At 36.4% G+C, this 17083-nt stretch carries 20 protein-coding genes; 4 read left to right on the forward strand and 16 right to left on the reverse strand.

Features of this window, described 5'->3' with window-relative positions:
- The 3 genes from GQS54_RS22205 to GQS54_RS22215 all read right to left on the reverse strand — a co-directional run.
- A partial coding sequence (locus tag GQS54_RS22205) for an ATPase, T2SS/T4P/T4SS family (RefSeq protein WP_166426106.1) occupies positions 1-992 on the reverse strand: 992 nt, incomplete at its 3' end.
- Positions 993-994: 2 nt separating this feature from the next.
- Entirely contained in the window at positions 995-1726 is a 732-nt protein-coding gene (locus tag GQS54_RS22210) for a hypothetical protein (protein ID WP_166426107.1), read from the reverse strand.
- Entirely contained in the window at positions 1726-2466 is a 741-nt protein-coding gene (locus GQS54_RS22215) for a SprT-like domain-containing protein (protein WP_166426108.1), read from the reverse strand. Before GQS54_RS22215 ends, GQS54_RS22210 begins: the two co-directional genes overlap by 1 nt.
- 1596 nt (positions 2467-4062) lie before the next feature.
- Between GQS54_RS22215 and GQS54_RS22220 the strand changes: the two genes are divergently transcribed.
- From GQS54_RS22220 to GQS54_RS22235, 4 genes are all read left to right on the forward strand, one after another.
- Positions 4063-4398 (forward strand): hypothetical protein, encoded by a 336-nt coding sequence (locus GQS54_RS22220; RefSeq protein WP_166426109.1) that lies wholly within the window; start codon positions 4063-4065, stop codon positions 4396-4398.
- 28 nt (positions 4399-4426) lie between these two features.
- The gene (locus tag GQS54_RS22225) at positions 4427-5197 is read left to right on the forward strand and encodes an AAA family ATPase (RefSeq protein WP_166426110.1); all 771 of its coding nucleotides are present in this window, start codon (positions 4427-4429) and stop codon (positions 5195-5197) included.
- Positions 5198-5258: 61 nt separating this feature from the next.
- Entirely contained in the window at positions 5259-5660 is a 402-nt protein-coding gene (locus tag GQS54_RS22230; RefSeq protein WP_166426111.1) for a hypothetical protein, read from the forward strand.
- A 2-nt stretch (positions 5661-5662) separates the two neighbouring features.
- On the forward strand, positions 5663-7510 hold the full coding sequence (locus GQS54_RS22235) for a TraM recognition domain-containing protein (protein WP_166426112.1): 1848 nt from the start codon (positions 5663-5665) through the stop codon (positions 7508-7510).
- A gap of 118 nt (positions 7511-7628) precedes the next feature.
- Here GQS54_RS22235 and GQS54_RS22240 read toward each other — a convergent pair whose 3' ends face one another.
- The 13 genes from GQS54_RS22240 to GQS54_RS23115 all read right to left on the reverse strand — a co-directional run bounded on the left by GQS54_RS22240 (position 7629) and on the right by GQS54_RS23115 (position 16995).
- Positions 7629-8066: a hypothetical protein gene (locus GQS54_RS22240; protein WP_166426113.1), complete on the reverse strand. Its 438-nt coding sequence runs from the start codon at positions 8064-8066 to the stop codon at positions 7629-7631.
- Between the two features lie 26 nt (positions 8067-8092).
- Positions 8093-8434 carry a hypothetical protein gene (locus GQS54_RS22245; protein ID WP_166426114.1) on the reverse strand — a complete coding sequence of 114 codons (342 nt, stop codon included), beginning with the start codon at positions 8432-8434 and terminating at the stop codon, positions 8093-8095.
- Positions 8435-8591: 157 nt separating this feature from the next.
- Complete coding sequence (locus tag GQS54_RS22250; protein WP_166426115.1) at positions 8592-9152, reverse strand: hypothetical protein; 561 nt, start codon at positions 9150-9152, stop codon at positions 8592-8594.
- Positions 9145-9585, reverse strand: coding sequence for a hypothetical protein (locus GQS54_RS22255; protein ID WP_166426116.1), 441 nt, complete (start codon positions 9583-9585; stop codon positions 9145-9147). Before GQS54_RS22255 ends, GQS54_RS22250 begins: the two co-directional genes overlap by 8 nt.
- A gap of 824 nt (positions 9586-10409) precedes the next feature.
- Complete coding sequence (locus GQS54_RS22260) at positions 10410-11324, reverse strand: replication protein RepA (protein WP_166426117.1); 915 nt, start codon at positions 11322-11324, stop codon at positions 10410-10412.
- A gap of 340 nt (positions 11325-11664) precedes the next feature.
- Positions 11665-12564 carry a DNA-primase RepB domain-containing protein gene (locus GQS54_RS22265; RefSeq protein WP_166426118.1) on the reverse strand — a complete coding sequence of 300 codons (900 nt, stop codon included), beginning with the start codon at positions 12562-12564 and terminating at the stop codon, positions 11665-11667.
- A gap of 2 nt (positions 12565-12566) precedes the next feature.
- Positions 12567-12881: a hypothetical protein gene (locus GQS54_RS22270; RefSeq protein ID WP_166426119.1), complete on the reverse strand. Its 315-nt coding sequence runs from the start codon at positions 12879-12881 to the stop codon at positions 12567-12569.
- A gap of 57 nt (positions 12882-12938) precedes the next feature.
- Positions 12939-13706 carry a hypothetical protein gene (locus GQS54_RS22275; RefSeq protein ID WP_166426120.1) on the reverse strand — a complete coding sequence of 256 codons (768 nt, stop codon included), beginning with the start codon at positions 13704-13706 and terminating at the stop codon, positions 12939-12941.
- Positions 13699-14367: a site-specific integrase gene (locus GQS54_RS22280; protein ID WP_166426121.1), complete on the reverse strand. Its 669-nt coding sequence runs from the start codon at positions 14365-14367 to the stop codon at positions 13699-13701. Before GQS54_RS22280 ends, GQS54_RS22275 begins: the two co-directional genes overlap by 8 nt.
- Before the next feature lies 1 nt (position 14368).
- Positions 14369-15010, reverse strand: coding sequence for a hypothetical protein (locus tag GQS54_RS22285; protein WP_166426122.1), 642 nt, complete (start codon positions 15008-15010; stop codon positions 14369-14371).
- A gap of 172 nt (positions 15011-15182) precedes the next feature.
- Positions 15183-15380, reverse strand: coding sequence for a hypothetical protein (locus tag GQS54_RS22290; RefSeq protein ID WP_166426123.1), 198 nt, complete (start codon positions 15378-15380; stop codon positions 15183-15185).
- Between the two features lie 723 nt (positions 15381-16103).
- Positions 16104-16319, reverse strand: coding sequence for a hypothetical protein (locus GQS54_RS22295; protein WP_166426124.1), 216 nt, complete (start codon positions 16317-16319; stop codon positions 16104-16106).
- A 205-nt stretch (positions 16320-16524) separates the two neighbouring features.
- A complete protein-coding gene (locus GQS54_RS23115; protein WP_205967888.1) occupies positions 16525-16995 on the reverse strand; it encodes a hypothetical protein in 471 nt (156 codons plus the stop codon).
- Between the last annotated feature and the right edge of the window lie 88 nt (positions 16996-17083).

Consider the following 17083-nt stretch of genomic DNA (forward strand, 5'->3'; position numbering starts at 1 on the left):
TGGTTGTCGAGGTCTTCATCATAGCCAAAAATTTGAACCAAAATCCCCTCTTCATCGATAATAGAAATATCTATAATTCGTTTCCCGTTTTTGGTTTTTTTAGCGTGAATGAAAAGCCTTATTGAATTTCTAATTTCTTTATCTGATATTTCATAGCTTATCAGCCCTTCTTTTGCTAATAGGTATTGAATACGCTTAATAGCGTCTCTAGGGTTGTTTGCGTGTAATGATGAAGCGCATCCCCCATGCCCAGTGTTAATTACTTGTAGAAATGCGTCACAAGCAGCTGCATTACGTATTTCACCCACAAATACACGGTTAGGGTACATTCTCAGCGTTCTCTCTATAAGGTCTGACAATGTAACGCTATTACTTTTACGTTTTGGGGCTTCTAGGGATATTTGGTTTGGAAGATCCAACTGTAACTCAAGCGTATCTTCACAAGTTATAACTCTATCCTGTACTGGTATGTAGTCAGCTAAAGCTCGTAATATCGTAGTCTTACCACTGCCAGTTGATCCACTGACTAAAATAGTAGAATAATTAAGAACTTCACTTTTTATAAAATCGGCCATTTCTTGTGTAAGAGATTTGAATTGAACTAGATCAGCAAATGTTAAAGTCACTTTAGGAGCACAGCGAATTGTAACTGTGCAACCGTTTGGCGATATTGCAGGCATTGTTGCACAAGCCCTAGATTGGTCGGGAAACCTGGCATCAAGATAGCTAAGACCATCATCATCTTGGTCTAGGACAATTGATAACTGTCTAATAAACCGATCCAAGGCGGCCTCTGATTCGAATTTAGCTTTAGTTTCTACCATTCCACTACGACCTTCGACAAATATTTTGTCGAAACGATTAATCATTATTTCATCAATCGTATCATCTTCATAAAATTCACGGATAGGGGTCATGTAATGTATTACTAACAGCCATTTTTTTGCGTCAGATTTAGGAACTTTTCCTAACATCGTATCTATATATTCCATACTTATGCCTCTTGATTCGAATCAGTTCTTGGGAATGGGCGTAATCCTTTTTTTAATCTTGTAACCATTAAACTTAACGGAATAGTTTCTGATTTCAACCCCCTTACATAACCTATTGGGGGGAGTTTAGGCGCTTCACCAGTTTGTTTTCTAGAACGCTTCCATTCACCTGCATATAATTTATAAAGATTTTTTACTTGCTCCCTTATTCCTGAAAATCCAGGGGCCCGTGACAAAGACCAAATAGCCTGTTTTGCTTTATCATCATTATATCTCTGCCGTATAGATTTTCTTATTCTATCATTCCATTCTTGATAACACTTTCGGGTCATTCTCCACGATATTGAATGCTTACCATTAATTTTTGGTACAAGAAGTAATTCATAATCATCATTCCAATTCAAACGATTGTGTTTATCAAATATTTTTATTAATTTCTCAGAATTATGAATATCTCCCGTACCTTCAGTTGCCATTAACCACCAATGGAAGTTATCTGAATTCTTTTTTGGAAATAAATAAAGAAAACCATTAGCTTCACCTTTTCTTTTTTTATAACTGCGTCTGTTTTCATTCGCATCTATTTCATAAAGAACAGCAAATTTATTTGCGAGATTTGTAGCTTTACTTAATGGGATTTCACCACTCGTATAATAAATATATCCACGACTAGCAGCTTGTTGAATCCTTTGCATGACGACTGTTTTATATTTTTGAATATCAGGATCAAACATTATATTTTCTCTTTGAATGGGGCAGGGGAGAACTGCTCGTCACAATCCATACAAAGTATCTTTAAAGAAGGTTTCCCCCAAATACTGACATGACAGCTTGGGCAAGTTTGCTTCAATCTAGATTGGGTGACTGATTGATTAGTTGTACTTTTAACATTACCCTCAAGGTCCACTTCGACGCCCCAAGTATCAAGAAGGTCAGCATAACTTTCATCATCCGGGCTATTCTGGATCAATTTCTGAATACCAGAAATTGGGGGGAACCGATCAAACCAAGAAACACGAAAGTTTGTAGATAGTAAGCTCGCTAACTTTATTTCAAACAAACCACCCTCAATGATGTAGTCCATCATTTTCTCGCCTGTTTTTTTTCCTCCAGGCTTCCCAGTAGAAGAGGGCATTAAACCAACCTCTTCCATTTTTTCACTCCATTCTTTGTTGTGGTAACCGCGCCGACCTTTTTTACCGAAATACTGTTGCCACTGATGAACCATTTCATGCACTAAAGTTTGCATTATTTCTTCAAGCGGAATGACAGAAAAGTACACCGGATTTAGAGCCAATTCGTCAACCTTAAGTCCATTAATATCTTCAAATCGACCAGCTGAAAAATACCCATAGGTACGATTCTTACGCTGAAAAGTGATTAAGCAATCAGTGAGTTTTCCATCGAAAAGCTCATGATTAAAATAGTCAAAAGCTGTCTGTAGTTCTGTGTAAGCTGAATGGGTCGGGTGCATATAAACTCTACTCTATGGATTGTACAATCCAAATAAATAAAATTGCAGTACATTACGATATATTTCAGTACTTTAAAGGATATAAACCTATTTACAGGTACTTAAAGGTAAAAAATAGTAACTTTTAGTAAAATAAAGTATTTAAAATTAACCTTGAAATTAATAATTCATTTCAAGGTTAATAATATAGAAGCATAGGGCTTAAAATGCAAAGCATTTTGATTCTTTATAAAAGAGATTCCTTGCGGCGCTAGCTTCAAGGGTGATCATACGCTAGTATTATCATTGCAAACGCTCTGTTAAGCCGCGAAAGCTGGATTAACGAGGGGCGCTAGCCTGCCAAACTGTGAAACATTTTGGGGGGTCTAGCCAACCCCTCAGCTGTTTGCTTACTGCATCGTAATATGCTGTTCACGCTGCCAGCGTGAACGTTTGTTTAAGGTGCCTCCTTAAACAAACAGTGCGTGTCAAAGCCGGATACCCGTAATTGGGTTCGTCCGGCTTAATGAGCGCTCGGAACTGTAATGTTCCGTTCGACTCAATCAACACAAATCTAGTCGAAGATTGGGCGACGTGAAAACGGGAATACTGGCGACAGTATTAACCCTGTTTTAAACGAAGTTGGTGAGATTACTCAGTAATCAAATCCACACAAAGGGATGCTTGAAAGGGTATAACTTTGTCTTGTCATGTGGGCTTCACGCACTACATATATGTAATTTATTACACGTATGAATAGTTAGGTTTTAGTTAATCTAACGTTGGGGAAACCCTGGTGAGCGGGTAAGGAGAAATCTAGCACCCGTGGTACTGTTTGGCGCAAGCTAAATAGATCGATGTATAGCTCAAGCATGTAATTGCAGCGGTAGACGTTGCATACGAGTAAGAGTAGTAAAGCCGTCGAATAACTTAAGTTTATTCGGTTCGAAGGTGTAAGTAATGCTGTGAGTAAGGGAGGTGCTTTGGAATCTCGGCCCCCTGAAATCGAAACTTTTCGAAAGTTGTTACAACTAGCAGTAGTTATGAGCCAGCGGCGTTGCTATTTGACGTTTAAAACTAACACGGGAAACCCTAAGTTCTGTGATTTGGATTGGCATCCAATGAGAATAAGGGCGGGAGCAAGGTGAGTAGAGTAAAAAGAAATTGCGCGGTTCGAACGAAGCGCTTTATCGAATGAGATCAAATGACTTGGCGGTCATTCTCATAACGTCTCGAAAGCTGTAGGCACGCACGACAGTAAGTGCAGATTACCTTGGCAGGTAATTGGAAAATAAATTGACTTTAAGTCCGTATATTTTCAAACAGTAAAATCTTGAATGTGGCCATTCAAGTACGCTGTACCTTGGCAGGTACAATATTAATCCATTTAGTAACGTTGATAAATTTAAGGAGAGTTTGCATGAGTTATTACAACTCAACATAGCAACATAGTGTTGCGCCCGGAACCTCTCTCATTGAGAGAGGTTCCATCTTCCCTTTAAAAACATATCATTATGTACCATAATAAACCCTCAAGTATCATTTAATGACCAAATAGTATTGACTTGTACCACTTTGTATCTTTTAATCACGGTTAAAAGAATAAGGGGCATTTATATGAGTGACGAAGATCTTCCGGCTTCAGTACAGTTTCATGACAACTTAGAACAAATTACACAAATGAGAAATAGACGTTTTTCATATAGACGTATCTGGCAGCAACTACACGATTCGGGTGATTATACAGGTCACTACACACATTTTTGTAGGTTAGCGAAAGCCGAGTTTGGTGAAACTTCTAGCAAGCCAAAAGTATTCAAAAATCCTACAAAAACAGTTGAACGTCAAGACCAGGGGAAAATCGAACCTGAAGTGATCAACGACAAAGACGATGATGAGGGACCATTATTGTATATGAATGATTTGAACTCCTCAGTTAAAAAAAATACTTAATTTAAACTCTAAATCTAATAGGTGACATATGACAACAACACATTTTTCCCTTGGTAAAAAAGGCGGTATAGGAAAATCTCAAAGCTGTGTATTTTTAGCTCAAGGATTAGTTAAAGCTGACAGGAAAGTAGCTTTGATAGATTTAGATCCAGCTACCAGCACTATTAAGAAGTATGCCGGACTGGAAGTTATTGAATTAGTAGACATGATTGATCGAGATTCAGGTGAAATAGATCCAGCGCGCTTTGATGAGCTAATCGAAATAGCCAACGAACGCAACGATTTAGATGATCTCATAATTGATACCGGTGCAAGCAATTGCATTACATTCTTTAACTATCTGGCAAGAAATGATTCTTTTGAGCTTTTTGAAGCTGAAGGCCACCGAGCTATTATTCATACAGTTATAAAGGGTGGCGATGACCAAACAGAAACATTGAACACTTTAAGCGAGATTAATGACCTATTCCCTGAAATAGAAAAAATTCTATGGTTAAACGAGTATCAACATAAACTTAGATTTAGCGAAAAAGGTGCAGAGGGAATAGTTGACACAAAACCTTTTAAAGACGCAAAAAAGAAAATACTAGCAGTATTTAAATTGCCCTATCTTGTACCTGCAACTGAAGCACCACAAATTAATAAAATGAACGAAAATGGCATTCTATTCAGTGAAGTAAAATCGTCTGGGTTATTTAAACTAGCGGAGGTTCACAGATTAAATAAGTATTCGACTATAGTTTTAGGACAAATAGCTGAGGGAATGACAAAAGTTCTCGCGGAAGAAGTTAAAAAATAGTTAGTCCATAACTAAGTAGCGGTCAAACATATTGACCGTTACTTCAAATAAAGGTAATAAAATGGACCAGCAAAACTCAAGTAGTGATTTTGATAAATCAATAGATAAAGTACTTTTAAAACTATCTAAAGAATATGGAATCGCATTACCTAAAGACGATCCAATATTAATACAGCTCTATTTAAATAAAGAAATATTCACACAAACAGTTAATGAATCAATGAGCAAATTGATTGAAGAAAATAAATTAACTGTGCAATATTTTAGAAAAGCACTATCCAGTTTAGCGAAAGATTATAATGAAAACTTAGAAAATCAAAAGAAAAAAGCAGAATCAGACTTAATTGAAATAAATTCATTTAAGTCAAGTATGAGGCGCATAGTGATAATATTATCTGTCACTTCTATAGCTTCGCTTATGGCTTCGCTTATTATGTTCTACTTAAATATACATAAAGGTTAAACATGGATACTTCGGCTTTATACGCTTCTATTGATTATGCACTGGGTTTCATCGATACATACCATCAGTATATAAGATTGATGTTTGCAACTGGTTTAGGTTTTTTAATTTTCTTCGGAATACACCCTCTTCAGTCCAAAGATGATGCAACCACAGGTGAATTTTTAGCAGTTATCATACGCCGAATTTCTTTGCTCCTTATATTAGTAATATTTCCAGCATTTATGTTTGTCATGTATTTAGTGACCAAAAAAGTCTACGGAAATACAGAATATTTTGGATGGTTTTTTGAGAATACAATATACGGATTTAAAGGGAGCTGGGCATTATATTTGGCGCTGTTTATAGGGACAGTCACGTTTAGAGTTTTTTCATTGCGTGTTATAGCCCCTAATATCTCTAAATTTGTTAGGAAGTACAGAGTGCGTCAATCTAACTCTAAAATGAGTGACATTAGAGCAGAGATAAATAATTTAAAAACAAAAGATTTTATTACTTTAGATTATATAAAAGACGGACAAATGCTTATAGGTTTAGATAGTAATGAAAAACCTGTTTATATAAGTGATGCCGAATTCAAAACGATGCACTTAAAGTTGATAGGTCCGACACAAGTCGGGAAAGGTGTTTTACAAGGAGTTATTCTTTATCAGAGTATTGTAAAAGGATGGACAACAGGTTTTTTTGATATAAAACCAGACAAGTTTATCTATTCTATAATGTGCAAGGCTTGCAAGGATGCAGGGAGACCACAACCGATTGTTGTAGATTTAAATGGAGTAGGTCCAGGCTCTTATAACATGTTCTCTAATGGTACAGATAGGGACATTATGAGCCGTCTACAAGTAGCAGTAAATATAAACGAAAAAGGCACCAGCGCAGATTTTTATAGTGCAGAAGAACGTGCATTATTAATGGACGTTTATAAGTATTTTGATGGTTCCCTCGCTACTTTAGAACGTCTTTTATTAGGAAAGTTACCCAACGGACAAAACAAACCAGAATATTATGATGTGACTAAGAAGAGTAGAGCATACGTTAAAGAAATGAGATCACATAAACCATTGAACCCGGCAAAAAATAAAGGGTTTAATGTTGATAGAAGTATTAATGAAGGAGCTGTTTTTTATATACGTGGTTCAATAACAGATAAATTAGTTAGGAAAGCTCAAACCATAATGTTGATGGATATCATTCAATCAGCACTCAGAATTGGTGACATTGGCAGACATTTTTATTTGGCGATAGATGAGGTTAAGTTTATTGTTTCTGACATGTTAGCTACAGGTCTTTCCACTGTATTAAGTTCTAACATGAATATGTCAGTAGCGTTTCAAACACCTAATAACCTTTTGAATTTGGAAGACAGCACCCTCAATGCAAAGGCAATAAAAAGTGAAGTTGAAACGAATACATTAGTGACGTTTTGCTATAGAGCAGAAGATGAAGAAACAGCAGATTGGGCAGCTAAGCAATCGGGCACTCGAAACAAAGTGACCATAAGAGCTGAAGATATAGACTATGACAAAATGGGTGCTGAAAAATATACAGGCCGAAAACAAACACAACGTGAGCAAGAGGAATTCATACCGAAAAATCGCTTTTTAGCTTTACCCCCTAGAGCCGGAGTTTTAATGCGACCTAACAATTTAGCTCAAATTGTATATACCTGTTGGGTTCCTCTAGCACCCGAAGAAATGAAGAGTATTGTTAGGACCACCACTAAAGAACCTAGCAGGGCGACACAACAAGTTAATAAAAATAGAAGTGAAGATAAAGATACTACAGATAATAGTGATGCTGACTATGGTCTCGATGATTTCATGAATGAAGCAGGGATTAAAAAATAAACCTTAATGTATCATTTAATACTAAAATATATCTTTATAAGCCTTTAAGTACTTAAATAAACTTTTTTTGATTAGAATAAAGGAAAAAGCCACTTAAAATAAGTGGCTTTCGAGTTGGCTAATTAACCGGTGTAAAAGCAATTCCATTCAGGAACGCATGGTAATTTATGTATGCAATATTATTAGTATCACAACGAATCATACCTTCGTTGTCATAAGAATTTTTAGCAATCATATTTGTTAGTGTAACTTCAGCAGATGTACCTCTACCGTCATTAATCTCCAGGTCTAGCATAGTTGCTGCTAAAGCTTGAAGAGAGCTCAAATTGGCTACTACAGCACTTACATTAATGTAAGATTGCTTACCATCAACTTGACCATTTGGTAACGAAATTTTGGCAAAAAAAGTGCCTTTATCATTCGCTGTAAAACCTTTAAATATTCCTCTAGTGGTAAAAGAGAAATGACTGAAAGTTTTTTTATGTTCGTGATCAGTTTGTTCATTTGAACTGTTTTCGTTAGAAGGCTGTTGTATGTTCATATATGAGTTATCCATAGTTATTCCTTATAAAAATTATCGAATTAATGAGCGACATGAGATGATTGATTTTCTGCTATATCAATCATTTCATTAACGGTAAAACCATGTTCAGACGATTTTGTATATAAGGAATGAATCATGTTACCAGCACTGTTATTTGAAAGTATTAACAGTTGGTTAGATTCTTGGATAGTATAAACATCTATACGACCATTCTTAGTTACTAAAGAAGTGACAAATTTAGATCCAGTTGGGCGATACCAATTTATATCAGTAAAAAACTCAACTTTAGTTATTGGATTAATTTTATCTATTTTTGATGTTTTTAAAGTTTTTACAGCAGCTTTAAAGATAGTAGCATCTAGGTAATGAACTAGGGCCATGTGATAATTCCTATGTTTTACATAGGCGTAACATTCGCATTATAGGCGAAATGAAAACGCCTATGAATGGTCATGTAATGATAACTTCCAGTTGACTATAAGTTATCGTTGTCAACAAATTAAATATAATTGAACATAATTAATTCGTCAACATTTTTTAATTGTTATTAATTTTTACCTTTTTACTTGCGTGAAAACGTTTTACTTCAATATTAAACATTTCCATTAAATTTCTTATTGTAGATTGAGCACTTTTTCTTTGTGTAAAATAATCTTTATTGGTGATCAAACTGATTGAGCGGGCTTTACCTAGAGCTGACACAAGCTGGTCAAAAAGTAGAAAAGTTTTTAGAAATATTGCATTATCTGGACATACTCCAGAGTTGTTTTCCGTTTTTAAAACGACATTAATAGCTTCAGTATTATTAAAAGTCACCGTAAATGGATTTTCTGAAATACAAAAGTTTATTTCTCTTAATTTCACATCAAAGTCATCGTGAATTTGCAATATATCTTTATTTAATTTACTTAAGAGCTCAGTTGCCGATTCACTAACTTTTTTGTTTGAGTGGTTTTTGTCTCTGAACACAGAAAATATAATATTAAAAAAGAACTCTGCTTTTAGCGCCTTTACCGTGGAGTCGTTTAGTAACTGCGGATTCCATATCATTGCTGAGTATCGATCGTGAAATTCGAACTCCAATTCAGTGCTATTCATTTTCAGCATCCTTCTCGACTGTGCTTGGCCCATCTTGTGGGTCACTTTTGTCGTCTTCACTGTTGAACATTTTTATAATGGTCCCGAATGCTTGACCTAAGCCATTACCTTCTTTCACACCATCCTGAGTCAAGGTTTTACCACACTTATTACTGTCCTTTCCTTTTAGCAAAACTTTTTTTGTTTCATCAAAATATACGTATAGATTTCTCTTATCGTCACAAAAAGCTACGTCTTTCTTTTTTGTACTTACGATTTTGGTGTATTCAACATTGTTATCGGTAAGGATCTTAGCTCCAAGAAAGTCGTGTATTACGTTTGTTTTTGTTCCATATTCCTTTCCCATAGCATCGTTCTCAAAGACGGCGACAAAGATTATGAAGCTTAGAGCTACTACCGGATAAATTACTGAATATTTGAATATCGATATCATTTTATTGCCCTTAGTGATTGGTATGGGATATGAACATGATAGGTACAAAATACAGTACCAGGAACAGAGCAGGGTGAATAAGACCTAAAAGGATGCCTTCTATAAGTGAGCCTGTAATGATCCAACACACATAAGCTGTTATCAGTGATTTAAGTAGGTATTTTTTCATTTTACTTCCTTAAAAATAAAAGAGTAATTATTTATATAAAATAAAAATCCAATTTATAAATCAATATACATTAATAATCACTAAAATGAATCATTTTGACTCAATTATGAATCAAAAGAACAACGAAGGGTGACCTAATGCTCACTTTTGTCAGCTACATAAACCTTCTCCACATTGGAATAATACGTCATTAAAAATAACAACTACAACATTTTTTTATTTATTTAAGCAGTTGTTTAAGTATCCATTTATAGCATTCTCGATTTAGCTACTTATAGGGTGACTAAGTGTTCACTATTTTTGGTTGAATTTAAGCGTAGTTTTTCTATTAGTTCTGGCTAGCTAACCCCTTAAAAACCAGTGTAATCCACATACCAATAGGGTGACTAAGTGTTCACTATTATATAAGCTACTGATATATATACATTTTAATGTTGTTTTAACTATAGATATAGGTCAATAAAGTGATTTTTAGTTCCTTGTTGTCGGTAAAGTGTAGGGTGACCAACTGAACACGGAAAACAATGAGAAAGGGTGACCAACTGATCACGGAAGACAATGAGAAAGGGTGACCAACTGATCACGGAAGACAATGAGAAAGGGTGACCAACTGATCACCGGCCATCTAGGGGATGGGCACAAAACCCCACTTACATTATTTTTGAACGCTAACTAATCTGCGCGAAATAGGAGGCTTACTGTTAAAGAGCAAAAGCCCTCCAGGTGTCTCGTCTAACTTTGCTGATGGATATTGTGTAAGTACCATCTTCAATGTTTGTGTGAATTTTCGGCGGAACTGAGACATTTTACCGGTATAGCCTAGGCCAAATTGTTCACGGATAGAAACCCAAGGTACTAGCTGACCTTTTGGGTTATTTACCCTGTGTAATCTATGTGCAAGCCAAGTATATATATCAAGACCTGACGGACTATGAGATAGCGCTTTTAGTGCTCTTTCATCAAGTGGGACTGCATGAAGCAATAAATGTTTGAAGTAATCAGAATCGAGTTCTACGGTATCAGCTCTAGCGCTTGGGAAAAAATCACTTTGCTCTTCTGCAGAGGATTTGTTGGACCAAAAAGAGAAGTTTTTAATTACTTTTTGCTCTTGTTGAAATAAATGTTCATCGTTGTTTAAAATAATATGCATTCTGCAAGCAGACAGGCACATTAGCTGCTCTTTCACAGTGGCAACATTTCGACCATTTTTAGCTAAATCCATTCTTCTGACGAAGGCACTTAAACTTTTTTCAACTTCTATAACTGGGCTTTGATTCTTTACTGCTTCAGTATCAAAAAATGTCTGTATTAAACGCGCTTTTGAACCATAGGGTAAGCTGACAGGTTCTAACTCTTCGGTGCGAGGATTAAATATTTCACCGGCTGTAACTATGAGTTTTGAATTACCATTTGTTCGAGTCCATCTACGAATATCTTCAGGTGGTTTTCTGTATGGAAGGCATGTTTGACAAAATATAGCATGTTGAAAAACCGGACTAGTGGTTTCTTCTGTGGCTATTTCCATGCCGAAATCAAAGAGCCTTGCTTGGACAGGTGTTCTCTCTTCCATTTTGTTTGCCTCCATCGTTAGATTTATCAGTGTTAAATACTAAGGTTTGCAAAGCCTCGATACAAACATTTATTTTTAGCAGCTTGCTGCTGTTTTTTGTGTAAGCCCTTAGTTATCCCCGTTTTCCACAGTTTTCTGGGTCTAATAACAGGCTATATATATAGTTTTTTTACAGGGTATATAGGGAACTACAGGTTTGTGTGACTAAGTGTTCACCTTTTGGGTGACCAACTGTTCTCCAAAAAGGTGACCAACTGGTCTCCTTTTTTTCCAAAAAGGTGACCAACTGTTCTCTTTTAGGGTGACTAAGTAGTCGTGGATAACTTTTCATAATCCCTACTTATCCACCGTTACTAGACTTCATTTCACTAACCTTTATAAACCCATTTGTGATGGTTCTCTGAACATAATCCACAGCTCTTTGCGGGGATCTTTTAGATACTGAATCACTTCTTTTGTATAAAATTGAGGATACAATTTCTTCATCAACACCATTAAGTAAAAGCTTGATTACTGCGCTCCAATCAGCATCACTTGCATTGTAACCATCGGGCCAGGGAATCGATTTAAGACGCTGAATTTCTTCGTCATACATGGCTTCTGGATCTGTACTCATTGTTCTATCAATTACTGGTCGTGGTCTTTCCTTGATTTCAGCTTGTTTACGTTCTTCGTAGAGCAAGGCATCAGCAATTAGATTGTCGCCGGCTGATATAACTCCTTTTGTATATTCCAATATTGAAACAAATGGATGTTGGCCGATTTCGTTTACGTGAATTGGCTTACGATTTGTAAAACCGGCAAGTCTTCCAAAATGACGCCAATCCGAAGAGCGCTTATCACCGTCATATAAATGAGCTAAATAACGTCCTACAGCGCTTGCCACCTCATTTTCAAGTGGGTGCTCGGCTACCCTAAGCCAACCATGATAATTTTGCGGTGAGGACTCTATAACAAGTGCCAGGTGATGCCCGTTTTCTTTCATTTTTGCTATTGCCGTAATAGACAGGTCATCAATGAAGATGAAAGGACTTTTCCCTAGTGGTCTTATAAAAATGTCTTTGCCATTTATATTGTTGTATTTGTAATATTTTATGGAGTTGATGATTGATTTTGCAGTCGAATTTTTTAACTGCATTACGTCATTCGCCCGGTCATAGATACCGATTTCGTACTCTTTGCAAGGCAATGCCGATAGCTGATATTTTACCGTCCTAGTTGTATTATCATCTTCGTTCATTGCTAGGACTTCCCAATATGTTGAGCTAGTACCTGTTTATCCAATATATGTTCTTTTTCTTCATCTAATATTTGAAGTAAGTTTTCTACTAATGCTTTAGCAACTAATGACACATTAAGATGTGGTATACCTTCGCAAAGCTGAGCAGCTATTGCGTAAGCAAGGTTTATAACGCCAGATCCTTTGTAACCCCAACTTATGCCACCTTCGTATGGGTAAAGATCATAACGAGTGGGGAGTAAATCTATATCTCCATTTTCGTCGCGCTGTATTAATGCGATATTTACACCTTCAAATTTTTTAAGAATGATTCTCATATCAAACCTTTTTATTAGCCGTTCAAGCATAAATAATTATAAATAAAATAAGTAATTTCATCGAAAAATAAAATAAATGCAGACTATTATAAAAAATAAAGCGAATTTTAAGTTATTTATATCTGTTTTGTTGTTACTAATTTTATCTTCCGAAATTATATTTCCTGACCATTTTTTAAATTCTTTGAAGTATCCATATGTACTCCAAGCAGAATGCCAAGCTTTAATAGATGAATAGAATGTGCCAATAGCTATAGCTGTACTAACTATCAACTGCATAATTAGTTGTATATTCAGCTCTTCATTATAGGCGTTCAATACCCAAGTACCACTAATTATGTATCCTAATGTGAACGCAATACTACAAATTAAATTTGAAACTATCTTAAGATAGATATCAGATTTATGTAGGCTTTTAATTTTTTTGCTAGATTCATCATATTCAGCCACATTTGTATAAGATTCCAAACCTCTAGATGTATTTTCCGATTCCCAAAACAATTTAATTATATGTTTAGGTATATGCATACCCAGATAGTGTTTAAACGCCTCTTCAACCGCAAAAGTACGGCTTTCATTTTCCCAAGCTCTTTCTTTTCCCAGCTTATCTAGGAATATTAATTGCTGAGCTTTTGTAGCATTAACAGCAACTTCCTTAGCTTTATGACCTACATAAAAAACAATCCATGAACCAAAGAAAGCACTAATGAGTGTTGCAATATCATCCGTCTTTAATTCAGTACTCGCTACATCTTGCGCAAATGCTGGAGCAACAAAGACCATTAATATAAAGCATGTATAAATTTTAATTATCGCCTTACACATCTGTTTTTTCCCAATATTGCATTTGTAAATCGTGATCATCTCTACCTACCACTTGGCGATAAATTTGCGTAGTTTCAGCTGATACATGGCCTAGTCTGTCCCTTAATTTAAATACGTCCATTCCGGCCAGTGTCATTGCCACGCCAAAACCGTGTCTTAAACCTTTAGGGCAAGCTTGCGGTCCATTAATATTAACGGATAGCAGAACCCGTTTTATTATATTCCACGATGTTGTGCGTGAAATTGGCTTTTTGCTATCAGTCGCGTTGGGCCAGAACAGTTTATCAAGCAGGGCTTGATCACCGGTTCGCTTTGCTTTTCTGATATTGAAAATTAAATCCAAATTTTCAATAAGCTCTTTAGGCACGGGAATACTTCTGAACTGTGGTTTCTGCGGTTTACCCGTTTTGCTAACCTTACGCCTCTTCAGTGTTTGTAGAGTAATTGAATAGTTATCTATATCTATTAACCTGGGACACAAAATAAGCGGCTCTGTGAGCCTCGCGCCCGTCCAATGGAGCACTTCGCAAAATAACCGGTGCTGCGGCTTATCCAAAAGCTTTGAAGCACTGATAAAATCCTGACGCTCTTTTGAATTAAGATATAAACGATTACCTGCATCGTCATATAAACGCATTTCATCAGCAAAACTAATAGCCATATTATTTCCCCAACTCGGGGCCAGATTTGGCGATGGTTAATGCTTTCTCCAAAGTGTTAGCTTCCCCCCAATTTGAAGAACGATCCCAAGCCCCCCCATCGAAGCAATTCACACTATATTGAATACCGGCTGGATAACGTGTTTCTAAACCAACTAACGCTTCATTGTGTTTGATAAGCCACTCGCTTTTACTGGGGATATTCTCACTGTTAACAGCGGTTAAGTAACTAAGCTCGGCTTTGTATGTTTTAGCTTTATGCTCTTTAACCACATTAAAAGTCACAATATACGGAACATTAAGCCATTCCATTTCGCCCCTGGGGCGCAAGTCATTAGATAATAAATCAAAATAATACCTTTGCTTTGGATCGACTGGCACTCCGTTTACAAGGTTAGTTTGATTCGCTAACGTGTATTCAGGCTTATAGTGCTCAATAACAGATTCGACACTTTCACACTCAGTGCAAAGCACCACTTTATCAATATCAGCGAACACCAAAGGATAGGCAGCTGCATGATATTTTTTTGATTCAGCTATTCTGTCACGAATGTACTGCTCAACAAATGGTTTGGCATCTGCTGCGCTCAAAATCTCCAAATGTTCAGATTGGCAATTTAAACAAGTGCCTAGTAAATGACTCATAACAAATATCCTTTTTCACTCGATATTGATAACTAATAGCATTAGTATAACACAAGTTGAACATTACACATGTAATGTTCAACTACTGGGTAAAAAAAAGCACTTTTACATTGGATATACATTAAATATCTCCCCTTGAGCGCGAATACATGAACACTATTGGCAATAGTGTTCAATCACCCTTTATTAAGTTGTCATAAATAGCGGCTGAGGTCGCCAAAATGACACTTAATATCAAAATAATAGCCAGCGCTGTATCAGAGCCAAAAATGCTAATCTGTAAGTCGTACTTACTTACTAACGTCGAAACGCAAAAAGGAAGGGTAAAAACTAAAATAACTACCGTGATAAGTGATGTACTTATTTTCATATCTGTATCCTATTAGTAATAGTGTTCAGCATTTTTCACAAGCGGAAGCGGTTACGCAGTCACAGTGTACATCATCCATGATGTGAGATATTTACAATACATTGACGTGTTAATTAGTCGTTAACGACTAGGTAAAAGCTTTTGAAGCAGGCAAAGCCAACGAACTCACGCCGTTCGATTATATGATGCGTCTTGAACACATCGCCGCTCAAAACGATGACACCGAACAACGGCTACCATGGCGATTTGCTAAAGGCTAGGTGGGACCACTGGACGCTTACGTAATTTTTAACGTGGCTGTCCTTTTAATTTTCTTTTAATTTGTTGTCTGTTATTGAGTAAATCTTTAAAATCAAGAAAGTCAAAATTGAGCTTACAAGCCAAATGCTAAATATAGGAGATTTTAGTTCGAAAGCGATATAAGCGATATATGTAACGATAGACATTACTGCAGACATGAAAAAATATTTTTCAATAGTGGTTCCCAGAACTTGTTTTTTCTTTCTGGTGAAAATGATGTTCAATAACAAAGTTGTGGCTACTAATGAGCATGATGCTAATAAACTACTGGATATATTTTTTTCGAAATCAAGTTTATGAGCACTAACGAACAGTCCGGAAGCATAGTAATAGATAACGAGTTTATTAGTATGTTCTTCAAACAAATAAGACATTGATAAGAACAAAAGAAACAATATACCCAGCAGCAACATTTTGACTCCTTTAATAACAAACAATTTGCGGCATGGTATTTGCGTCTGTTCCTATCCATGACGTAGTAAATACAATTATACATGTAGGTTGCCCTGGCGCTGGGACAACAATATGTCCAGGATAATCATATATTGGAAAAGGTGTTCCTCCACCAGTGTTAGATCCATCGTTACTGTTGCCGCTATCTGAACCTGCTTGCTCAGAGGCCTTTTCTATAGTAAGCACACCACCACCACTAAAAACCAGTATATCACCAGCTTCTAATGAAGTAACGCATTTCGCGCCAAGATATTACCTTGGAGCCAAAGCCGTTTGGAATTTCTATGCTCGGTTGCTTTTGCGTAAATAGTGTCGTTATTCATAATATGACCAATGTCTAAAATTCATCCAAAGTTGGTCGAGCGCGATACGCCCGACCTATCGAAAAGAGTTACATAAACGCTTCCAAATCTTTATCTAGTTGTCGCACTGATATACCAAAATCAGCGGCGACTTGATTAGTAAATTCTTCGTATCTTCCTGGGCCACTTTCGCAAGAGTCCATAAGATCTAAAACCCGCTTTACCGCTTCGGTTTTAATATTTGATTTACGCACTCGATTAACGAGAGCCTGGGGCAAACGGATACCAGCACAAACACCGGTAAAATAGCTTTGCGCCCAGTACTGTTCACCGAACAAAAAGAGACATTTATCGCAAGTATTACGCATATGAGCTGCGTGACCTTCATCCGCTTTTGTTCTCACAATAACGAGTTCACCTTTAATTAATGCGGCGTTGTTTTCGTAAAACGAAATCAATTTTTCTGGGGCATCTTCTATCATTACCCGTGCGTGATAATCGCTAAGGAAGGCATTAACTTTAGAGAGTAAAATTGTTTTATCTTTTTCACTTATAGCCATAGTTTTTATATCCTTTAAATTCGTTGAAAGAGGTATGTGTTTTTAAGCGCTCGCGCGTTTGCACATGCCTCTTGGCGACTATGCCGAA

Origin of the sequence: Paraglaciecola sp. 20A4 (assembly GCF_011378905.1) — a bacterium.
GTDB lineage: Bacteria > Pseudomonadota > Gammaproteobacteria > Enterobacterales > Alteromonadaceae > Paraglaciecola.

Excerpts from the sequence above, each read along its gene's own strand:
- GQS54_RS22210 (WP_166426107.1), bottom strand. The coding sequence starts at position 1,726 with ATGTTTGATCCTGATATTCAAAAATATAAAACAGTCGTCATGCAAAGG.
- GQS54_RS22215 (WP_166426108.1), bottom strand. The coding sequence starts at position 2,466 with ATGCACCCGACCCATTCAGCTTACACAGAACTACAGACAGCTTTTGAC.
- GQS54_RS22220 (WP_166426109.1), top strand. The coding sequence starts at position 4,063 with ATGAGTGACGAAGATCTTCCGGCTTCAGTACAGTTTCATGACAACTTA.
- GQS54_RS22225 (WP_166426110.1), top strand. The coding sequence starts at position 4,427 with ATGACAACAACACATTTTTCCCTTGGTAAAAAAGGCGGTATAGGAAAA.
- GQS54_RS22230 (WP_166426111.1), top strand. The coding sequence starts at position 5,259 with ATGGACCAGCAAAACTCAAGTAGTGATTTTGATAAATCAATAGATAAA.
- GQS54_RS22235 (WP_166426112.1), top strand. The coding sequence starts at position 5,663 with ATGGATACTTCGGCTTTATACGCTTCTATTGATTATGCACTGGGTTTC.
- GQS54_RS22240 (WP_166426113.1), bottom strand. The coding sequence starts at position 8,066 with ATGGATAACTCATATATGAACATACAACAGCCTTCTAACGAAAACAGT.
- GQS54_RS22245 (WP_166426114.1), bottom strand. The coding sequence starts at position 8,434 with ATGGCCCTAGTTCATTACCTAGATGCTACTATCTTTAAAGCTGCTGTA.
- GQS54_RS22250 (WP_166426115.1), bottom strand. The coding sequence starts at position 9,152 with ATGAATAGCACTGAATTGGAGTTCGAATTTCACGATCGATACTCAGCA.
- GQS54_RS22255 (WP_166426116.1), bottom strand. The coding sequence starts at position 9,585 with ATGATATCGATATTCAAATATTCAGTAATTTATCCGGTAGTAGCTCTA.
- GQS54_RS22260 (WP_166426117.1), bottom strand. The coding sequence starts at position 11,324 with ATGGAAGAGAGAACACCTGTCCAAGCAAGGCTCTTTGATTTCGGCATG.
- GQS54_RS22265 (WP_166426118.1), bottom strand. The coding sequence starts at position 12,564 with ATGAACGAAGATGATAATACAACTAGGACGGTAAAATATCAGCTATCG.
- GQS54_RS22270 (WP_166426119.1), bottom strand. The coding sequence starts at position 12,881 with ATGAGAATCATTCTTAAAAAATTTGAAGGTGTAAATATCGCATTAATA.
- GQS54_RS22275 (WP_166426120.1), bottom strand. The coding sequence starts at position 13,706 with ATGTGTAAGGCGATAATTAAAATTTATACATGCTTTATATTAATGGTC.
- GQS54_RS22280 (WP_166426121.1), bottom strand. The coding sequence starts at position 14,367 with ATGGCTATTAGTTTTGCTGATGAAATGCGTTTATATGACGATGCAGGT.
- GQS54_RS22285 (WP_166426122.1), bottom strand. The coding sequence starts at position 15,010 with ATGAGTCATTTACTAGGCACTTGTTTAAATTGCCAATCTGAACATTTG.
- GQS54_RS22290 (WP_166426123.1), bottom strand. The coding sequence starts at position 15,380 with ATGAAAATAAGTACATCACTTATCACGGTAGTTATTTTAGTTTTTACC.
- GQS54_RS23115 (WP_205967888.1), bottom strand. The coding sequence starts at position 16,995 with ATGGCTATAAGTGAAAAAGATAAAACAATTTTACTCTCTAAAGTTAAT.